The organism is Paracoccus tibetensis (assembly GCF_900102505.1).
In the GTDB taxonomy this organism is placed as follows: Bacteria; Pseudomonadota; Alphaproteobacteria; order Rhodobacterales; family Rhodobacteraceae; genus Paracoccus; species Paracoccus tibetensis.
The window spans coordinates 69,952-86,742 of the sequence record NZ_FMVT01000008.1 but is presented as its reverse complement, the minus strand read 5'-3'; the positions used below and the strand labels follow the sequence as shown (position 1 = coordinate 86,742).

Here is a 16,791-nt window from a genome sequence, read left to right as displayed (position 1 = left end):
TCAGAATCCCATTCCAGCAGGCAGGCCGCGCAGGCCGAGGCCCAGGATGACGCGGAACAGAACGAAGAGGCCGATGGCGAGCCCCAGCCCGGTGATGGCCGACCGCAGGGGCCGCCCGCCGATCTGCCAGCTCAGCACGCCGGCCGCGACGGTCGTCGGGATCAGGAAGCCGAGCGGCGTGATTGCATAGGCATAGGCGACCAGCACCGCCAGCGCGAGACCCAGCTGCAGCACCATCGGTCCCGCCGGCCAGTCCTGGTCCGGATCGGGCTTCAGCACCATGACCAGCGAACACAGGATCACGACGCCCGCGATCATGTAGGGGAAGATGCGCGGCCCGACAGGGTCCGACATGAAGCTGGTCGGGATGCTGCTGGCACTGAGGATATACCCCAGTGCCACCACGATCATGAACGCGCCGAAGACGCGGTCGCCGCGGATCATTGCAGCAGCCCGATCTCGCGCGAGACCTCTTGGATCTCGGCGATGTTGGCGTCGACGAAGGTCTGGAACTCGTCGCCGAGGATCATGTAGGGCTCGAGGCCGTTCTCGGCCATCACGGTCTGCCACTGCTCGGATTCGCCGACCTGCTGCAGCTTCTCGACCCAGGCTTGGTAGTCCTCGTCGCTGATGTCCTTCGGGACGTAGATGCCGCGCCAGTTCATCGCCACGATGTCCACGCCCTGCTCTTTCGCGGTCGGCACGTCCTCGAACCCGCTCACGCGCTTTTCGGAGAGGACTGCGATGGGGCGCACGTCGCCCGAGCGGATGAAGCCGGTGATCTCGGACAGATCGCCAGTCATCGCCTGCGTGAAGCCGCCCACGGTCTGCGTGATGGCATCCGCGCCACCGTCGAGGCCGACATATTTCACCGCGCGCATGTCCTCGAAGCCGGCCTTGTCCAGCATCATCAGGACCTTGAGGTGGTCGAACCCGCCCACCGCCGAACCGCCGGCAAAGGCGACGCTGCCGGGATCGGCCTTGATGGCTTCGACAAGGTCTTTCAGGTCCTGGAACGGGCTGTCCTGCGCCACGACGATCACGCCGGGATCGCCGCCGATCGAGCCGACCCACCGGACCTGGTCCGCGGTCGCCCCGGCGAAGGCGTTCTGCGCCAGCCGCGTGGTGGTGGCCGACGAGGCCGCGACGAAGACGGCCGGGTCGCTGCCGCGCTTGCTGACGACCTGCGTGTACGCGACGCCGCCGCCCGCGCCGGCGAGGTTGGTCACCTGCACCATGTTCGGCACCAGTCCCAGATCGGTCATGATCCGGCCGATCTGGCGGCAGGTGAAGTCCCAGCCACCGCCGGGGTTCGCCGGCGCGATGCACTCTTGCGCCATGGCGGGCGCGGCAACCGTCATCATCAGCGCAGCTGCGGCTGCACGGGTCCAAATCTTCATGATGTCCTCCCAGACTGCCCGCCGGAAAAGCTGGCGGGCTTGCGGCGTTAAGGATTTGGTGAAAAGCTGACACGAACCTGTCACGCACCGCCGAATAGTTCAGCACATGAGAATCCTGTTGGTCGAGGACGGCGAAGAGCTGGCCCGCGCCGTGGCCTCGCGCCTGGCGCTCGAGGGGCATGGCGTCGATCATGCGCCGACCCTGGCCGATGCTCGGCTGTTTCTGGACAGCGCGCCCTACGACCTGATCCTGCTGGACATTTCCCTGCCCGACGGCGACGGCCGCGACTTCCTGGCGGCCGAGCGGGCGGCGCGGCGCGAGGTGCCGGTGATCATGATGACGGCCAGCGCCTCGGTCGGGGACCGGGTCAGCACGCTGGATCTGGGCGCGGACGATTACATCACCAAGCCCTTCGATTTTGCCGAGTTGCAGGCCCGGTGCCGCGCCGTCCTGCGCCGCCGGGCGGGCGCCGCCGACAGCCGGCGCCACTTCGCCGGCTTCACCTTCGACGCGCTCGGCGCCAATGTCACCATCGGCGAGGAGACGCGCGAGCTGCGCGCCCGCGAGCTGCGGCTGCTGGAGATCCTGCTGTCCCGTCCCGGCCAGACCTATTCCAAGGCGCATCTGATCGACCGCCTGTTCTCCTTCGACGAGGAGGTCAGCGACAACGCGATCGAGGTCTATGTCGGCCGCCTCCGCCGCAAGCTAGAGGGTTCGGGCGCCCGGATCGAGACGCTGCGCGGCGTCGGCTACCGGCTGATCGCGGAATGAGGGCGCTGCGGGCGCTGGTTGGAGCCGGGCAGATCAAGTCCCTGCGCCGCCGTCTCGTCTGGCAGTTCGTGGTCCTGTCGGCGCTGCTGGTCGCTGGCCTCTTCGTGACGGTGCGGTGGGTGGCGGAAAGCGCCTCGCGGGCGTCGCAGGACGCGGTGCTGGGCGCCGCCGTCACCGCGATCGCCGAGGGCGTGCGCAGCGTCGACGACGGGCTGGAGCTGGACCTGCCCTACGCCACCTTCTCGATGCTGGGCGCGATGGGGGACGAGCGGATCTTCTACAGCCTGCGCGTCGGCGCCGACGTGGTGACCGGCTACGAGGGGCTGCCGCCCCCGCCCGCGCCGCCGACGGACCTTGCGCCGGTCTTCTGGGCCGCCACGCATCAGGGCGCACAGCTTCGCTTGGCGGCGGTGGCCCGGCCGATGCTGGTGGACGCGCGCGCGGTTCCCGTCATGGTGACGCTCGGGCAGACCCGGCGGGGCCAGGCCGCCATCGCGCGCGAGACGGCGATGGGCGCAGCCTGGGTGGCGCTCGCCTTCCTGGCGCTGGTCCTGCCCGTCGCGCTGCTGGCGGCCGAGGCGGTGCTGTCGCCCGTCCGGCGGCTGGCCGAGGTGGTGGCCCGGCGCGGCCCGCGCGACCTGTCGCCGGTGCGCTACCCCACCCCGCGCGAGCTGACGCCCCTGCTGCGGGCGCTGAACGGCTTGATCGCGCGGCTGCGCGGCGCGCTGGATCTGGCCGAAACCTTCATCTTCGAGGCGGCGCACCGCATCCGCACCCCCCTGTCGCTGGTCCGCACCGAGGCCGAGCTGGCCCTTGCAGAGACGAGCGATCCCGCCGCCCGCACCCGGCTGCGCCGGATGGTCCGCGCTATCGACGACAGCAGCCGCTCGGCCAGCCAGATCCTGGACCATGCAATGGTGATGTATCGCAGCGACCAGTTCGAGGCCGAGATGCTGGACCTTGCAGCGCTGGCCGCCTCGGTCCTGCGCGCGGTCGAGCCGTTGGCCGATCTGCGGGATCTGCGGGTGACCTCGGCCGGCCTCGGCCGGCCGTGCCACCTGCGGGGCGATCAGCGTATGCTGGAGATCGCGCTGCGTAACATCCTCGACAACGCGGTGAAATACGCCAGGTCCGAGGGCACCGTCCATCTTGCGCTGCACGAGGCGGACCGCCAAGCGGTCCTGGCGGTATGCGACGACGGGCGCGGCATTGCGGGCGACGCGCTGACCGGGCGCTTCCGGCGCGGCAGCAATGTCGAGGATGTCGCCGGATCGGGCCTCGGCCTCACGATTGTCACCGAGGTCGCCGCCGCCCATCGCGGCCGCTTCTCGCTCACGCCGCGCCCGGAGGGGGGAACATGCGCCACGCTGTCATTGCCGCTGCCCTGACGCTTCTGCACCTGGCCCCCGCCGCGGGCTTCGAGATCGAATCCGAGAGCATCTTCGGGGACGAGAGCGCGCCGCGGATCGAGGTCCTCTCGACCACCGACACCGCCGCCTTCGCCCCGGTTCTGACCGCCTTCGTGGCCCGTCACCCGGGCCGCGCGATCCGCTACGTGCAGGCCTCTTCGAGCGAGATCCAGCGCGCCGTGGCCGAGGAAGGGGCGCAGTTCGACCTGGTGATCTCCTCGGCGATGGACATGCAGATGAAGCTGGTCAACGACGGCTTCGCCGCCTCGGTCGAGCTGGCGGCGCCCGGGCTGCCCGCGTGGGCGCGCTGGCGGGACCAGCTCTGGGGCATCGCGCTCGAGCCGGTGGTGACGCTGGCCTCGCGCAGCGCCTTCGCCGACCTGCCGCTGCCGGTCAACCGGCGCGAGCTGATCGCGACGCTGCGCGAGAACGCGGACCGCTTCCAGGGCAGGATCGCCACCTATGATCCGCAGGTCTCGGGCGTCGGCTATTTCCTCACCGCGCAGGACGACCAGGTCTCCGACGGGTTCTGGCGGCTGGCCGAGGTGATGGGCCGGCTGGACGCGCGACTTTACTGCTGCTCGTCCGACATGATCGACGACCTGCGCAGCGGCGATCTCGCCGTGGTCTACAATGTCGTCGCAAGCTACGCCGCGCGCTTTCGCCCGGACGATCCGGACCTCGTGCGCATCGCGGCCGAGGACTACACCTTCGCCATCGTCCGCTCGGCCTTCTTGCCGGCAGGGGCGCCCGACCCCGAGGGCGGGCGCGAGCTGCTGCTGTTCCTGCTGTCGGGTCCGGCGCAGCGACTGATCGCGGAAACCAGCGGCGTCGCGCTTGTGCCCGGCACCGGCCCTGCGCCGGCACCGCAACTGCGGCCGATCCGCCTCGATGCCGGCCTGCTCGTCTATGGCGACCGCCTGCGCCGGGCCGGTCTGCTGGCCGAATGGCAGGCGGCGCTGAACCAGCGCTAGCCGCGCCTCATCCGCACGCACGAGGGGTCGCAAGCGGCCCCTCGCCGCGTCCCGGTCAGGCCGCGACGCGCGCCGGCTCGGCGTCAGCCTCGATGAGTTCGGCGTGAAGCGCCTTGATCGTGGCTGCCATGGCCTCCCGCTCGACGATGAACTGGACATCCACCTGCCGCGGCCCCTGGCTTGCCCCGATGGCGGCGAGGCCGGCATCCGCCAGCGCGTTCAACCCGCGGCTGAGGACGGCCAGCCCGTCGAGGTCGCGGCCGACGGCTGCGACCATCGACACCGCACACGATGTCACCACGGCGGCAGGATAGCGCGCCGCCAGGTCCCGCTCGACCCGGCGCAGGGCCTTGAGGCTGGTGTCGACGTAATGGGTGATCGTGTTGGCGTTCGACACCTTCGAGACGATGCGGACGTTGTGCCGTGTCAGCACCTCGATGATCGCGGCATCATAGCCCTTCACGCCGACCATGTCCTGCTCGAACAGCTCCAGCGCGTGCAGGTCGAGGCCGGTCACGATCTCGACCGAAGGCCCGCCTGCCGGCTGGTCGTCGATCAGCGTGCCGGGGTCCTGCGGCTCGAAAGCGTTGGTCACGCGCAGCGGCACGCCCGACTGGCGCAGCGTCTTGGCGGCCTTTGGGTGGATCGCCTCCATCCCCAGGTTCGACAGCTGGTCGGCCACGTCGTAATTCGTGCGCCCCAGCTTGCGGACAGCGCCCGCCCCGACCAGCTTCGGATCGGCCGACGACAGGTGGAACTCCTTGTGGATGATCGCCTCGCGGGCGCCGGTGAGGGCGGCAAGGCGCGAGAAGGTCACCTCGGAATAGCCGCGGTCGAACTCGCGCATCAGGCCCTCGGTGCACTGGGCATAGCCGGTGACGATGGGCATCTCGGCACTGGCATCGACGCCCGCCATTGCGCCGCCGATGCGCTGATCCAGCGTCAGCTCGTTCTCGTCGCGCCAGCCCGACAGGTCCACGTAGCGCGCGGCGATCCCGGCGCGTTGCAGCATCAGGGTCGTCACGAAGGCCGAGTGCGACTCTCCGAGGCCCGAGAGCAGCTCGCGCGTTTGCAGCATGTGCTCGGACAGGCGGAAATGCCCGTAGGAGCAGAGGCGATGCAGGTCGATCAGGCAGCTCCTCGTCCCCTGGATGCGCTCGCGCAGGAAGGCGTCGGCGCGCTCCTGATCGCCCGGATGGTCCAGCACGGCGGCATGGGCGGCGGCCATCGCGGCGCCCGCCCGGTCCAGCGCGGCCAGCCATTCATGGTCCCCGGCCGCTGCCGCGAAGGCGGCATAGGCGCCGGGCTCGCCGGTCTTCTTGTGCTCCAGCAGCAGGTCCGTGATCCCGCCGAAGGCCGAGACGACGAAGACACGGCCATAGGGATCGCCATTGCGGATCAGCAGGCTGCCTTTCAGCTCGCGGATGCGGGACATCGTGGTGCCGCCGATCTTCTCGACGGTGTGGCTTGGCTTCGTCATGCGCTCTCCTCGGCCGGGGCGTAGCTGCCGTCCTCGCGATGCACCTCGGTGCCGGTCACGGGCGGGTTGAAGCAGCAGGCCAGCACCAGCGTCTCCTCGCAGCGAACGGTGTGCTTGTCGTGCTTGTCCAGCGCGTACATGACGCCAGGCGTGATCTGGTGCACCTCGCCCGTCGCCAGATCCTCGATCGAGCCCTTGCCCGAGATGCAGTAGACGCTTTCGAAATGGTGCTTGTAGTGGAAGGTGTGCTCGGTCCCGCCGCCGATGGTGGTGATGTGGAAGGAAAAGCCCATCCCGTCATCGGCCAGCAGCATGCGGACCGAGTTCCAGTTCTGGTCGGACACGGAACGGTCGGTGGTCTTCAGGTCATGGAAGTCGCGAACGATCATGATGCTTACTCCGCAGCGATTTTGGTGGTGGCAAGAACGTCACGGGCGGCATCCAGCAGGATGTCGAAGCCCTGCTCGAAGAGTGCGACCGGCGTCGTCAGCGGCGCAAGAACCTTGACCACATGATCCTCGTTCCCCGAGGTCTCGATGATCAGCCCGTTCTCGAAGGCGCGGGCGCAGATCGCACCGGCCAGTCCGCCCGAGCCGACATCGACGCCGCGCATGAGGCCGCGGCCCTTGAGGTAGGCGCCGGGCACCAGCGCGGCCAGCTCCGTGAGCCGCCGCTCGATCAGCGCGGCCTTCTCGGCCAGCTCGGTCTGGAACGCATCGTCGGCCCAGAACTTCTCGACCGCGACGTGGGCGGTGACGAAGGCGTGGGTGTTGCCGCGGAAGGTGCCGTTGTGCTCGGCCGGGCCGAAGACGTCGTGCTTCGGGCGCACCAGCACCGCCGCCATCGGCAATCCGAAGCCCGAGATCGACTTGGCCAGCGGCACGAGATCCGGCATCACGCCCATCTCCTCGAACGAGAAGAAGCGCCCGGTGCGGCCGCAGCCCGCCTGGATGTCGTCGATGATCAGCAGCGCGCCGTGAACCTTGGCGATCGCCGCCACGCGCTGCACGAACTCGGCCGAGGCCGCGTTCAGCCCGCCCTCGCCCTGCACCGTCTCCAGCATGATCGCCGCCGGCGCGTCGATCCCGCCCGAGGCGTCGCCCAGCATCTGCTCCAGCAGAGCGGCGCTGTCGACACCCGTCGCATAGCCGTCATAGGGCAGGCGCGTGACGCCCTGCACGTCCATCCCCGCGCCACCGCGATGATAGCCGTTCCCGGTCGCCGCCAGCGCCCCGAGCGTCACGCCATGAAAGCCGTTGGTGAAGGCGATGATGTTGGTCCGGCCAGTGGCCTTCCGCGCCATCTTCATCGCGGCCTCGACCGCGTTCGCGCCCGTGGGGCCGGTGAACATCACGCGGTGATCCATGCCGCGCGGCGCCAGGATGTGACGCTCGAAGGCCTCGAGGAACCGCGCCTTTGCATCCGTGTGCAGGTCAAGGCCATGCGCGATCCCGTCATCCATCAGGTGCTGGACCAGCGCGGCCTTCATGTCCGGGTCGTTATGCCCGTAGTTCAGGGACGAGCAGCCGGCGAGAAAGTCGATATGCTCGCGCCCCTCGGCGTCGCGCATGATCGAGCCCGAGGCCGAGGTGAACAGCGCCGGGATGCCCCGGCAATAGCTGCGCGCCTCGCTCTCGCGGCGGGTGAAGATGTCGGTCGGCTCGGTCGTCATCGTCATGTCTTTCGGCATGCGGTTTCCTTTCGCAGTGTCTGCGTGATGGGGTGTCGCTCAGGCCGCCTTGGGGCGGGCATAAGCGCGGGGCAGCGGGATCGTGACCATGTGCTCGGTCGCGTGCCGGCCGCCGAAATGGGTGTCGCGCGTGTAGTGGGGCCGCGAGCGCAGATGCCCGCCGAGATGGCGCGCAAGGCTGCGGAACAGCGCCCAGGACGCCTCGTTGTCGCGGGTGATGGTGGTGTGCAGGCGCGCCGCGCCCGCGCATTCCTCGCGCCGCAGCAGGTGCTGCAGCATCCGCCGTCCAAGGCCGAGCCCGCGCGCCTTCGGCCCGACCGCGACCTGCCAGACGAAGAGCGCGTCCTCGTTCGGGATCATGTGGCCCGAAATCCAGCCGACCACCTCGTCGCCGCGCTCGGCGAGGACGCAGGTATCGGCGAAATGCTCGGCCTGCACAAGGTTGCAGTAGAGCGAGTTCTCGTCCAGCGGCTTGCAGGCGCGCACCAACTCCCAGATCGCCGGCCCGTCATCCGGCCGCGGCTTGCGCAGCAGCAGCTGGCGGGTTTCGCGCTGGTCGTTCGTGGCCTCGAGCGGCAAGTCGCGGGGCATGGCATGATCCTGTTTTGCTTCGCCCACCAAACTAGTAAGACTGCTTGGAGGTTGCAACCCGATGGCAGGTGCATCTGAATCTTCTTTTATATCACTGTTTTCCTATAAGATATTCTTCTCTACTCTTGCTGGGATTCAGCACTCCCGCTTAGTCAAGCAAAGAAAATCGACAGATCAGTCGCCAGCAGCATCTCGCCGCTTCTTGAGCCGCCCGGCCGCTCATGCCATGATGCTTCGATGAGCGAAGAGCCCCTGCCCTCTGCCATTCCCGTGGCCCGCACCGACGCCGCGCTGATCGCGCTCCGCCGCATCCTGCGCGCGACCGAGCAGCACGAGCGCGAGCTTGCCCAGGCCGCCGGCCTGACGCCGGCCAAGCTGCGCGTGCTGCAGATCCTGGCGGGCAACGAGGGCCGGCGCGCGACGCCGACGCGCCTGGCCGGGCAGATGGGCGTCAGCCAGGCGACGGTGACCGCGCTGGTCGATCAGCTGGAAAAGCGCGGGCTGACGCAGCGCGAACGCTCGGACACGGACCGCCGGCAGCTTCTGGTCCTGCTGACCGAGGCCGGGGCGCAGGCGCTGTCCGAAGCGCCGGACGCGCTGCAGCAGCATTTCGTCCAAGGCTTCACGGCGCTTCAGGATTGGGAACAGGCCATGCTGGTCGCCGGGCTCGAGCGCGTGGCCGCGATGCTGAACGCCGCCGGCATCGACGCCTCGCCCGTGCTGACCCTGGGCGAGATCGGCCGCCCGAAGACCTGAGGCCTACGGGCAACACCGACCCGAGATGCGCCGCTCTCGGCCGGCATCCTCGTCCAGCGGATGTGGGAGGCGCTGGCGCGCGGATTGGGCGAGAACGGCGTGATGGGGCCACGGCTGGACATACAGCGCCCCTCGCATCGGCGCGGCCGAAAGGATCGCGAACCTCAAGCTGATCGACGAGCTGGGGGTGGTCGAGAATGCGGGCACGGTTGGCGCCTGCCTCAATCGCCGCATCGTCGAGGCGACGCGTGCGGCAGTCCGCGAGATGCCGGGCGCGTGGCGCTGGTGATCGTTCGCGCCATAAGGGGCCGATGCACGAACTCTTGCCTGGCGATAACGTTGTGCGGCGAAGAGCGGCGGGCCGATTTACCCTCTGGCCGGTTGCGTCTACTTTGACCGCCGGAACGAAGGGCGCTTAAAGCAGCGCGCCGTGCTTCGGCGCGTGTGGAGAGAGCAATGAACGAGGCCGCTGACACCTTGCCGTGCACAACATTCGCGACGGCGCCGGCACCGCATCGGCTGTTCCTGACGGAAGTCAATCACGACAATCTCGCCACGATCCGGGCGTGGAGCCGGTCCGACCGCGCGCTGCTGATCCTGTCGGGACCGGCGCAGGTCGGCAAGACGGTCCTCGCCTCCGAGGTCGCGGCGCTGGCGCCGCGCAGCACCGAGCTGGCCTGGGTCGATCTGGGCCGGCCGGGCACAAGGCTGGTGGCCGAGGTGCCGAAGGCCTTCGGGATCGACTCGGGCGAGCCGGCAGAGGAGTTCGCGCGCTTCCTGGCGGCCTGTCGCAGGGCGCAGAAGCCGTGCCTGCTGATCGTCGACAACGCTCATCTGATCCTTCAGGACGGGGTGAAGTTCCTGGAGGAGCTGACGGACGCGCCGGGGACGCCGCAGACGATGCATGTCCTGCTCGTCTGGCGCGACGCTCCGGTCCCGCTGGCCGACGCGCTTCTGTCCGAGACGCTGCGGAGCAGGCTGGGCGGGCAGGTGCGCCTGCAGCCCCACACGCCTGCGGAGACGGGACAATACATCGCGCACCGCTTTCGAAGCTCGAACTGCGCCTGCCACATTGGCCGGCAGCCCTTCGACACGGCGGGCCTGCGGCTGATCCACGCGGCCTCCGGCGGCTATCCGGGCAAGATCGACCTTCTGGTGCAGCACTGCCTTGCGCGGCCCGGCCCGGCCGATCCGGGGCGGCTCGAGGCGGGTTTCGTCCATGCCTGCCTTGCCGAGCTGGCGAAGGCAGGCCGCCTGCCCTATCCGCTGCCGGCCCTGCCAGTGGAAGACGCCGCCGACGTGCCGCCGCCTGCCGCCGCGACGGCGACACCCACACCGGCCAGAAAAAGCGAGAGCCTGAGACCCGCACTCGAGGACCGTACGCTGCCGCCCGAGGAGGAGCCTCCGGCGCAGGTCTGGCCGAAGCCGGCCTTGCTTGCGGCGTCGGTCATCGGACTGGCTGCGCTGACCACATATGCCATTATCTCGAGCGACAGCTTCCAATCCGCGGCCCCCGCTTCGACAGAGGCTGCGTTGGACCAGCCGCTTGAAGCGAGACCCTCGGGCCAAGTCGAAACGCTCGTCGAAGCCGGTCCGCCTGATCCGCGCGAGTTGCTGATCGAGGCGCTCGACATCGGTGCCGAGAACCCGGAAGCGGCAATCCCGGTCTACACCCGCGCGGCGCTCTGGGGCAGCGACCGCGCGGCCTATTACCTGGGCCAGTTCTACGAGACGGGCCTTGGCGTTGCGCCCGATCCCTTCGCGGCGCGGGCCTGGTACCAGGCGGCGCCCGAAATCGCCGGCGCCGCGGCGCGGCTGCGCGAACTGGGCGCCGCGCATCAGGGGCAAGAGCTTGCGGCCCCGGCTCAGAAGCGACAGATCGTCATCGGTTCGGACCGAACCGAGTTGCATTGGTCCGGCTCGGCCCCGCGTTACCGCGTGGAGTTCTTCAGCGTCAGCGGCCAGCGCGCGCAGCAGGCAGAGACGGCGCTTCCGGCGATCGTGATCGACCAGCCGGTCGCGCGCTGGCGGGTGGTCACGCTGCGCGAGAATGGAACGTCCGGCCCGGCGTCGGACTGGGTCGGGATCAACCGGGCCGCGCCCTGATCAGCAGCCGATCCTGGCGCAAATGCTGCGGCGGAAGGCGTCGGTGGCGGGGCTGCCGGACAAGACCTCGGCCTCGGCCTCCGGCTGCGCTGCAGCCTCGGGCGCAGGCCCGGCCTCGGGCGTGGCGGCCGCGCAGCTCGATTGGTAGCCCGGATCGATGCCGCGGTTGACGCAGGCCGCGATCTCCCAGCCTGGCGGGACGTCGGTGAAATCGACCGACTGCCACTTCGGATGACCCTCGCTGCGCAGCGTGCCGAGATTGGACAGGATCAAGGACGACAGGTCCGACACGCCGCGGCAGGCGCCCTGCTGGTAGAGGTTCCCGCGCGCGTCGAACTCGTAGGTCATCAGCACGGCCTTCACGGCGACGACCTCCACGGGCTCGGGCTGAAACGGGTAGGTCCCGCCAGCCAGCGTCGCGGGCGTATAGGCCGCCCGCAGCGTCTGGTTGCGGATCGGCAGCAGGTGGAACGCGTCGCCGTCGATCGCGCCCTCGGCATATAGCTCGGCCGGCGCTCCGGCGACGTGGAAGAACGCGTCGATCTCGCCCGCCTCGAGCAGCGGCAGGGCGTCGTCGGGCGAGATGGGCCTGACCTCGGCCGGTTCGATTCCGGCCAGCGACAGCATCAGCGAGGCGGTCAGGTAGGTGCCGCTGTTCTCGGTCCCGATCGCGACCCGCTTGCCGCCGAGATCGTCGAACGCGGCGATGTCCCGCCGAGCCAGGACATGCACCTCCTCGTCATATAGCGGGAATGCCACGCGCACGCCCGCGATGGCGCGCGCCACGTCGCGGTCGTTGCCCGCGAAGGTCTGCATGTATTCCAGCACGTCGCTCTGCACGATGCCGAACTGCGTGTTCCGGCGCTGCCGGATGGCGAGCAGGTTCTCGAGCGAGCCTTTACTTTCAACGACCTCGAGATCCCGGCCGCATTGCTGCATCAGCCCGTTCAGGTCCTGGCCGACCTGGTGATAGGTGCCGGTCGGCGGGCCGGTCATGATGCTGAGATCGGCGTCCTGGGCATGGGCGGCAAAGCCGAGGGCGGACGCCGCGCAGAGCCCGAGGGCAAGGCGTTGCAGAAGCATGGTCACGCGCATCGTCGTCCCCTTTTCGTCAGATGGGCTCAGCACCCGTCGAGCCCGGCCAGGAGGACGAGCAGCGCCTGCCTGTTGATCGGATCCTGGACCTCGCGCAGCGCGTCGGTCGCGCATTGACCCTCGACCAGCAGGCTGCGCAGGCGGTCGCGGGCTTCGGGTGACTGCGGAAGCCCGGGCGTGGTGGCCAGGACGGCGCTGACCTGCGCCTCGTCGCGCTGCTGCCGCGGCGCCTCGGCCGGTACCGCGGGTTCCGGTTCCGGCACTGGCGCCGGAGCGGGCTGCGGCGCCGGTGCCGCAGCCGCGACGTCGCGCTGCTGCGCGCGGGCGGCCGCTTCGGCGGTCAGCGTCCGGATCTCCTCGGCCAACACGGACGTGCGCGCTTCCTGCGCGGCGATCTGGGTCGACAGCTCCTCGGAGCGTGTCAGCTGCGCCTGCATGTCGTCGCGCTGGCGCGAAAGCTCCGCCACTTCGCTGCGCAGCGTCTCGAGTTGTCCGGCCCCCTCCCGCGCCGCTTCCAGCTCAGCCTGCACCGCGCCGCGCTGCTCCTCCAGCGCCGCCACGTCGCGCCGCAGCGCCTCGAGCTGCGCCTCCGCCTCCTGCTGCGCGGACAGCTGCTGGGCCTGCCCGTTCGTCGCCGCGGCAATCTGCGCCTCCAGCGCGGCAAGTCGCTGCACCTGTTCCTGCTCGGCACTGCGCAGGTCGTCGACGCGTTGCGTCAGCTGATCGGATTCCGCGCCACGCGCCTCCAGATCCGCCGTCTGCGCCGCGATCTGCTCGGCAAGGGCGGCGGCACGCGCCTCCTGCGCCGCGACCTCGTCGGCCCCCTCTCGGGCCTGCGCCAGTTCGGCCTGCACAGCGTCCCGCTGCGCCTCGAGCGCAGCCACGTCCGCGCGAAGCCCCTCGAGCTGCGCCTGCGCCTCCTGCTGCTCTGCCTGCCCGCTTGCCGCTTCGGCGATCTCCGTCTCCAGCGCCGCCAGGCGCGCTGCCTGCTGCTGCTCCTCGGCGCGCAGGCTCTCGATGCGTTGGGCCAGCTGGTCCGACTCCGCGCCGCGCGCGTCCAGCTGCGCCGTCAGCGCCTCAATCTGCTCGGCCAGGGCGGCGGCACGCGCCTCTTGTGCGGCTATCTGCCCGGCACCTTCCCCAGCCTGCGCCAGCTCGGCCTGCCCGGCATCGCGCTGCTGCTCCAGCGCCGCCACCTCGGCGCGCAGCGCCTCGAGCTGGGCCTGCGCCTCCTGCTGCTGCGCCTGCCCCTCGGTCGCCTCGGCGACCTGCGCCTCCAGCGCGGCGAGCCGCTCCACCTGCTGCTGCTCCGCGGCGCGCAGGTCTTCGAGGCGTTGGGTCAGCTCGCCGGCCTCCGCGCCGCGTGCCTCCAGCTCCGCCGTCAGGCCCTCGACCTGCTCGGAGAGAGCCGCGGCACGCGCCGCCTGCTCCTCGATCTCGCCGGCCCCTTCCCGGGCTTGCTCCAGTTCCACCTGCACGGCATTGCGTTGATCTTGCAGCTCTGCCAGCTCACCCCGCACCGCCTCGAGCCGGGCCTGCGCGTCCTGCTGCGCGGACTGCTGCTCGTCCCGGCTGGCGGCGGCCTGCGCGACCTCCGCCTGCACCGCGTCGCGCTGCTCCTCCAGCGACGCCAGTTCACCGCGCAGCGACTCCAGCTGCGCCTGCGCGTCCTGCTGCGCGGACTGCTGCTCGTCCCGGCCGGCGGCGGCCTGCGCGAGCTCCGCCTGCACCGCGTCGCGCTGCTCCTCTAGCGCGGCTACCTCGCCGCGCAGCGATTCCAGCTGCGCCTGCGCGTCCTGCTGCGAAGACAGCTGCTCGGCCTGGCGGGCCGCGGCCTGCGCCAGTTCCGCCTGCACGGCGTCGCGCTGCTCCTCCAGCGCGGCCACCTCGCCGCGCAGCGCTTCCAGCTGCGCCTGCGCTGCCTGTTGCTGCGCCTGCCCGTCCGTCGCCTGCGCGATCTGCGCCTCCAGCGCGGCGAGACGCTCCAGCTGCGCCTCTTCCTCGGCGCGCAGTGTCTCCACGCGTCGGGTCAGCTCACCGGCCTCCGCGCCACGTGTCTCCAGCTCGGCCGTCAAGGTCTCGATCTGCGCCGAGAGGGCCGCGGCACGCGTCTCCTGCGCCTCGAGCTGCCCGGCACCCTCGCCCGCCTGCGCTTGGCCGTCCTGCGCCTGGCCGTCCTGCGCCTGGCCGTCCTGCGCCAGTCCCGCCTGCGCGGCCGCGCGCTGATCCTGCAGCGCCGCCACGTCGCGCCGCAGCGCCTCGAGCTGCGCCTGCATGTCCTCTTGCGCCGCAAGCTGCTCATCCCGCGCGGCACTCGCCTGCGACAGTTCCGCCTCCAGTTCCGCGAGGCGGTCGACCTGCTCTTGCTCCAGCTCCCGCAGGCCGACGATCACCTGGCTCAGCTGGCCGGCTTCCGAGTTGAGGCTGGCGAGCCTCTCCTGTTCCTGCTGGAGCTGGGCGGTCGCCGTCTCGATCTGCACCGTGAGATCGCTCAGCGCCGCGCGGGCCGCCTCGACCTGCGGCTCAAGCTCGGCCGCCTCGATCTCCATCTCGGCGATGATCTGGCGAAGGGTCTGGGCCTGGGCCTGCGCCGCGGGAACATCCTGTGCGGACTGCGCCCCGGCAGGGGCGTTCATGCCCAAGAAGCTGACGGTTGCCAGCGTGACGAACGGATAACACAACAACAGGCGCACTATGGACATCCTCCACAGGCGACTTATGGACGCGCAAGAACCAATGTCAAGCTGGCGGGATTGGTGCCTAGGCATGCGCGCCCTGTGCTGCCCCACGCCCGGATCGGCACGGTGTTGGACATCCGGCCATGCTGCGGTAAGGACGGGGCGCTCATTCGTCGGCGCCCGTGGGCGCGGCGAGCGCAGGCGGCAGAACGGAGGGCGCGATGTCGAGACAAGAGAAGCTGGCAGCCGGCCTGACGCTGCTGGTCGCGCTGGCGATCGCCGCCCTGACGCTGACGCCAATCTCGTCACCGCAGATCGGCGAGATCGAGCAGTCCGACAAGATCTACCATGCGATCGCCTTCGCGGCGCTGGCCTTCCCCATCGCCCTGCTGCAGCCCCGCTGGCTTGTCGTGGCCGTTCCATTCTTCGCCGCATTCGGCGGGATCATCGAGATCGTGCAGCCCTTCGTGGGCCGGGAATGCAGCCTGACGGACTGGCTGGCGGACCTGATCGGCGTCGCGCTCGGCGTCGTCGCCGGGCGGGCCGCGGCCGCATCCATGCCGGTGGCCTGGCGCCTGCGCTGACGCCGAGGTGACCTAAAGGCCGAGCTTGCGGACGCAGTGACGCCTCGAAAGGCGGCTTGATTCGCAGATAACCCTGCAGCTGTTTTGGGCGCCGGATCATCATCCTTGGGTTGTGTCAAGTTAACTTGACGTGACTTTGTGCGTCCAAAAGTTAAAGTTGTAGCCGCATTTATCATGAGGTCGCCGGCCGAGAGCGGGTGCCGCGAAAGAACAGCAGAGGCTCTTGTCATGACGCAACGCCGCAGAACCACGAAACTCTGCCTGGGCGCGCTTCCCCTTGTCGCCTGCATCGCGGTGGTGACGCAGGCCGGCGCGCAGACCGACGCGAACCTGCCGACGGCGAAGGAGATCTGGCGCCACCTGCCGCCGCTCGCCGGGCTTCAACCCGAGCCGGAGCGGCCGGCCGATCCCGCGCCTGCGCCCGCCGTGGTGGACAGGGCCGAGGCGACGGACGCGGCGCCGGCCGAGACGGCACCTGTCGCGACGGCCGCGCCGCCGCAACCCGCGCCCGAGGCACAGCCGGCAGCGGCACCCGTCGAGGCGGAGCGGCCGGCGACGGATGCCCCGGCCGACATGCGCCTCGTTCTGCACATCCCCGAGCGCGTCCCGGCCGAGGGGCGGGACCGGGCGATGGCGCAGCTGTCCGCAGCGGGCTGGGAGCCGCGCGAGATCGTGACGCCGCTGACGATCGGCGAGACCCATGTCCGCTACTTCCACGCCCGGGATCGGGCGGCCGCCCAGGAACTGGCGAGCCTGCTCGATGTCGGGCTGCGCGACTTCGTCAGCTTCACGCCTCCGCCGCCCCAGGGCTACCTGGAGCTGTGGCTCGGCGGGCGAGGCGCGGCGCCGCAGGTCCGGACGGCCACGGCTCCCGCGGCCACCCCAGCTCCGGCCCCTGCCCCTCAGGCCGCGCCCGTCACGGTTCCGCCGCAGACGACCGTTCAGGTTCCCCCAGTCACGACCGGCGGCGGCGACAACCGCTGGCCGCAGCCCTCGCGGGCCCGCAGCGTGATGAACGCGATCTTCGGCAGCGGAAGCGCCAGTGACAACCGCGGCGAGAACTCCGGCGGAGGCAATGGCGGCGGGGGCAACGGCGGAGGCGGCGGAGGCGGCTTCAACGGCGGGACAGTCGGCAATGCCGGCGGCAGCACGGGCGGCGGCAGCACAGGCGGCGGCAGCACCGGCGGCGGCAGCGCGGGCGGCGGCAGCACGGGTGGTGGCAGCACCGGCGGCGGCAGCACCGGCGGCGGCAGCAC

Annotated in this window: 14 protein-coding genes and 1 pseudogene; 7 read left to right on the top strand and 8 right to left on the bottom strand. The window is 70.3% G+C overall.

Going from position 1 to position 16,791, the window contains the following annotated elements; translation table 11 throughout:
• Positions 1-444: a tripartite tricarboxylate transporter TctB family protein gene (locus BLP73_RS12345; RefSeq protein WP_217630685.1), complete on the bottom strand. Its 444-nt coding sequence runs from the start codon at positions 442-444 to the stop codon at positions 1-3.
• Positions 441-1,364, bottom strand: a complete 924-nt coding sequence (locus BLP73_RS12340) for a Bug family tripartite tricarboxylate transporter substrate binding protein (protein WP_245686656.1) — start codon at positions 1,362-1,364, stop codon at positions 441-443. The genes BLP73_RS12345 and BLP73_RS12340 overlap by 4 nt, the downstream gene beginning before the upstream one ends.
• 142 nt (positions 1,365-1,506) lie before the next feature.
• Between BLP73_RS12340 and BLP73_RS12335 the strand changes: the two genes are divergently transcribed.
• The 3 genes from BLP73_RS12335 to BLP73_RS12325 are packed head-to-tail and all read left to right on the top strand — an operon-like array spanning position 1,507 to position 4,555.
• Positions 1,507-2,172 carry a response regulator transcription factor gene (locus BLP73_RS12335; protein WP_090744892.1) on the top strand — a complete coding sequence of 222 codons (666 nt, stop codon included), beginning with the start codon at positions 1,507-1,509 and terminating at the stop codon, positions 2,170-2,172.
• Entirely contained in the window at positions 2,169-3,560 is a 1,392-nt protein-coding gene (locus BLP73_RS12330) for a sensor histidine kinase (RefSeq protein ID WP_090744889.1), read from the top strand. Before BLP73_RS12335 ends, BLP73_RS12330 begins: the two co-directional genes overlap by 4 nt.
• Positions 3,530-4,555 (top strand): ABC transporter substrate-binding protein, encoded by a 1,026-nt coding sequence (locus BLP73_RS12325; RefSeq protein WP_090744886.1) that lies wholly within the window; start codon positions 3,530-3,532, stop codon positions 4,553-4,555. The genes BLP73_RS12330 and BLP73_RS12325 overlap by 31 nt, the downstream gene beginning before the upstream one ends.
• A 55-nt stretch (positions 4,556-4,610) precedes the next feature.
• On the opposite strand, the gene BLP73_RS12320 is transcribed toward BLP73_RS12325, so the two are convergent.
• The 4 genes from BLP73_RS12320 to ectA are packed head-to-tail and all read right to left on the bottom strand — an operon-like array spanning position 4,611 to position 8,316.
• Positions 4,611-6,035 (bottom strand): aspartate kinase, encoded by a 1,425-nt coding sequence (locus tag BLP73_RS12320; RefSeq protein ID WP_090744883.1) that lies wholly within the window; start codon positions 6,033-6,035, stop codon positions 4,611-4,613.
• Positions 6,032-6,424, bottom strand: coding sequence for an ectoine synthase (locus BLP73_RS12315; RefSeq protein ID WP_090744881.1), 393 nt, complete (start codon positions 6,422-6,424; stop codon positions 6,032-6,034). Before BLP73_RS12315 ends, BLP73_RS12320 begins: the two co-directional genes overlap by 4 nt.
• Positions 6,425-6,429: 5 nt before the next feature.
• Positions 6,430-7,725, bottom strand: coding sequence for a diaminobutyrate--2-oxoglutarate transaminase (ectB, locus tag BLP73_RS12310; RefSeq protein ID WP_090744878.1), 1,296 nt, complete (start codon positions 7,723-7,725; stop codon positions 6,430-6,432).
• A gap of 39 nt (positions 7,726-7,764) precedes the next feature.
• Positions 7,765-8,316, bottom strand: coding sequence for a diaminobutyrate acetyltransferase (gene ectA, locus BLP73_RS12305; RefSeq protein ID WP_090744875.1), 552 nt, complete (start codon positions 8,314-8,316; stop codon positions 7,765-7,767).
• A 237-nt stretch (positions 8,317-8,553) separates the two neighbouring features.
• On the opposite strand from ectA, the gene BLP73_RS12300 reads away from it, so the two are divergent.
• The gene (locus BLP73_RS12300) at positions 8,554-9,072 is read left to right on the top strand and encodes a MarR family winged helix-turn-helix transcriptional regulator (protein WP_090744872.1); all 519 of its coding nucleotides are present in this window, start codon (positions 8,554-8,556) and stop codon (positions 9,070-9,072) included.
• Between the two features lie 456 nt (positions 9,073-9,528).
• On the top strand, positions 9,529-11,178 hold the full coding sequence (locus tag BLP73_RS12295) for an ATP-binding protein (protein ID WP_090744869.1): 1,650 nt from the start codon (positions 9,529-9,531) through the stop codon (positions 11,176-11,178).
• Here BLP73_RS12295 and BLP73_RS12290 read toward each other — a convergent pair whose 3' ends face one another.
• Together BLP73_RS12290 and BLP73_RS12285 are read right to left on the bottom strand one after the other, a co-directional pair.
• Positions 11,179-12,273, bottom strand: a complete 1,095-nt coding sequence (locus BLP73_RS12290) for a TAXI family TRAP transporter solute-binding subunit (RefSeq protein ID WP_175453351.1) — start codon at positions 12,271-12,273, stop codon at positions 11,179-11,181. It lies immediately after the preceding gene.
• 26 nt (positions 12,274-12,299) lie between these two features.
• Positions 12,300-14,975 (bottom strand): coiled-coil domain-containing protein, encoded by a 2,676-nt coding sequence (locus tag BLP73_RS12285; protein WP_175453350.1) that lies wholly within the window; start codon positions 14,973-14,975, stop codon positions 12,300-12,302.
• Positions 14,976-15,172: 197 nt separating this feature from the next.
• On the opposite strand from BLP73_RS12285, the gene BLP73_RS12280 reads away from it, so the two are divergent.
• Together BLP73_RS12280 and BLP73_RS19430 are read left to right on the top strand one after the other, a co-directional pair.
• Positions 15,173-15,535: a VanZ family protein gene (locus BLP73_RS12280; protein ID WP_090744857.1), complete on the top strand. Its 363-nt coding sequence runs from the start codon at positions 15,173-15,175 to the stop codon at positions 15,533-15,535.
• A gap of 228 nt (positions 15,536-15,763) precedes the next feature.
• Positions 15,764-16,791 (top strand): annotated as a pseudogene (locus BLP73_RS19430) (hypothetical protein); the annotation flags it as partial.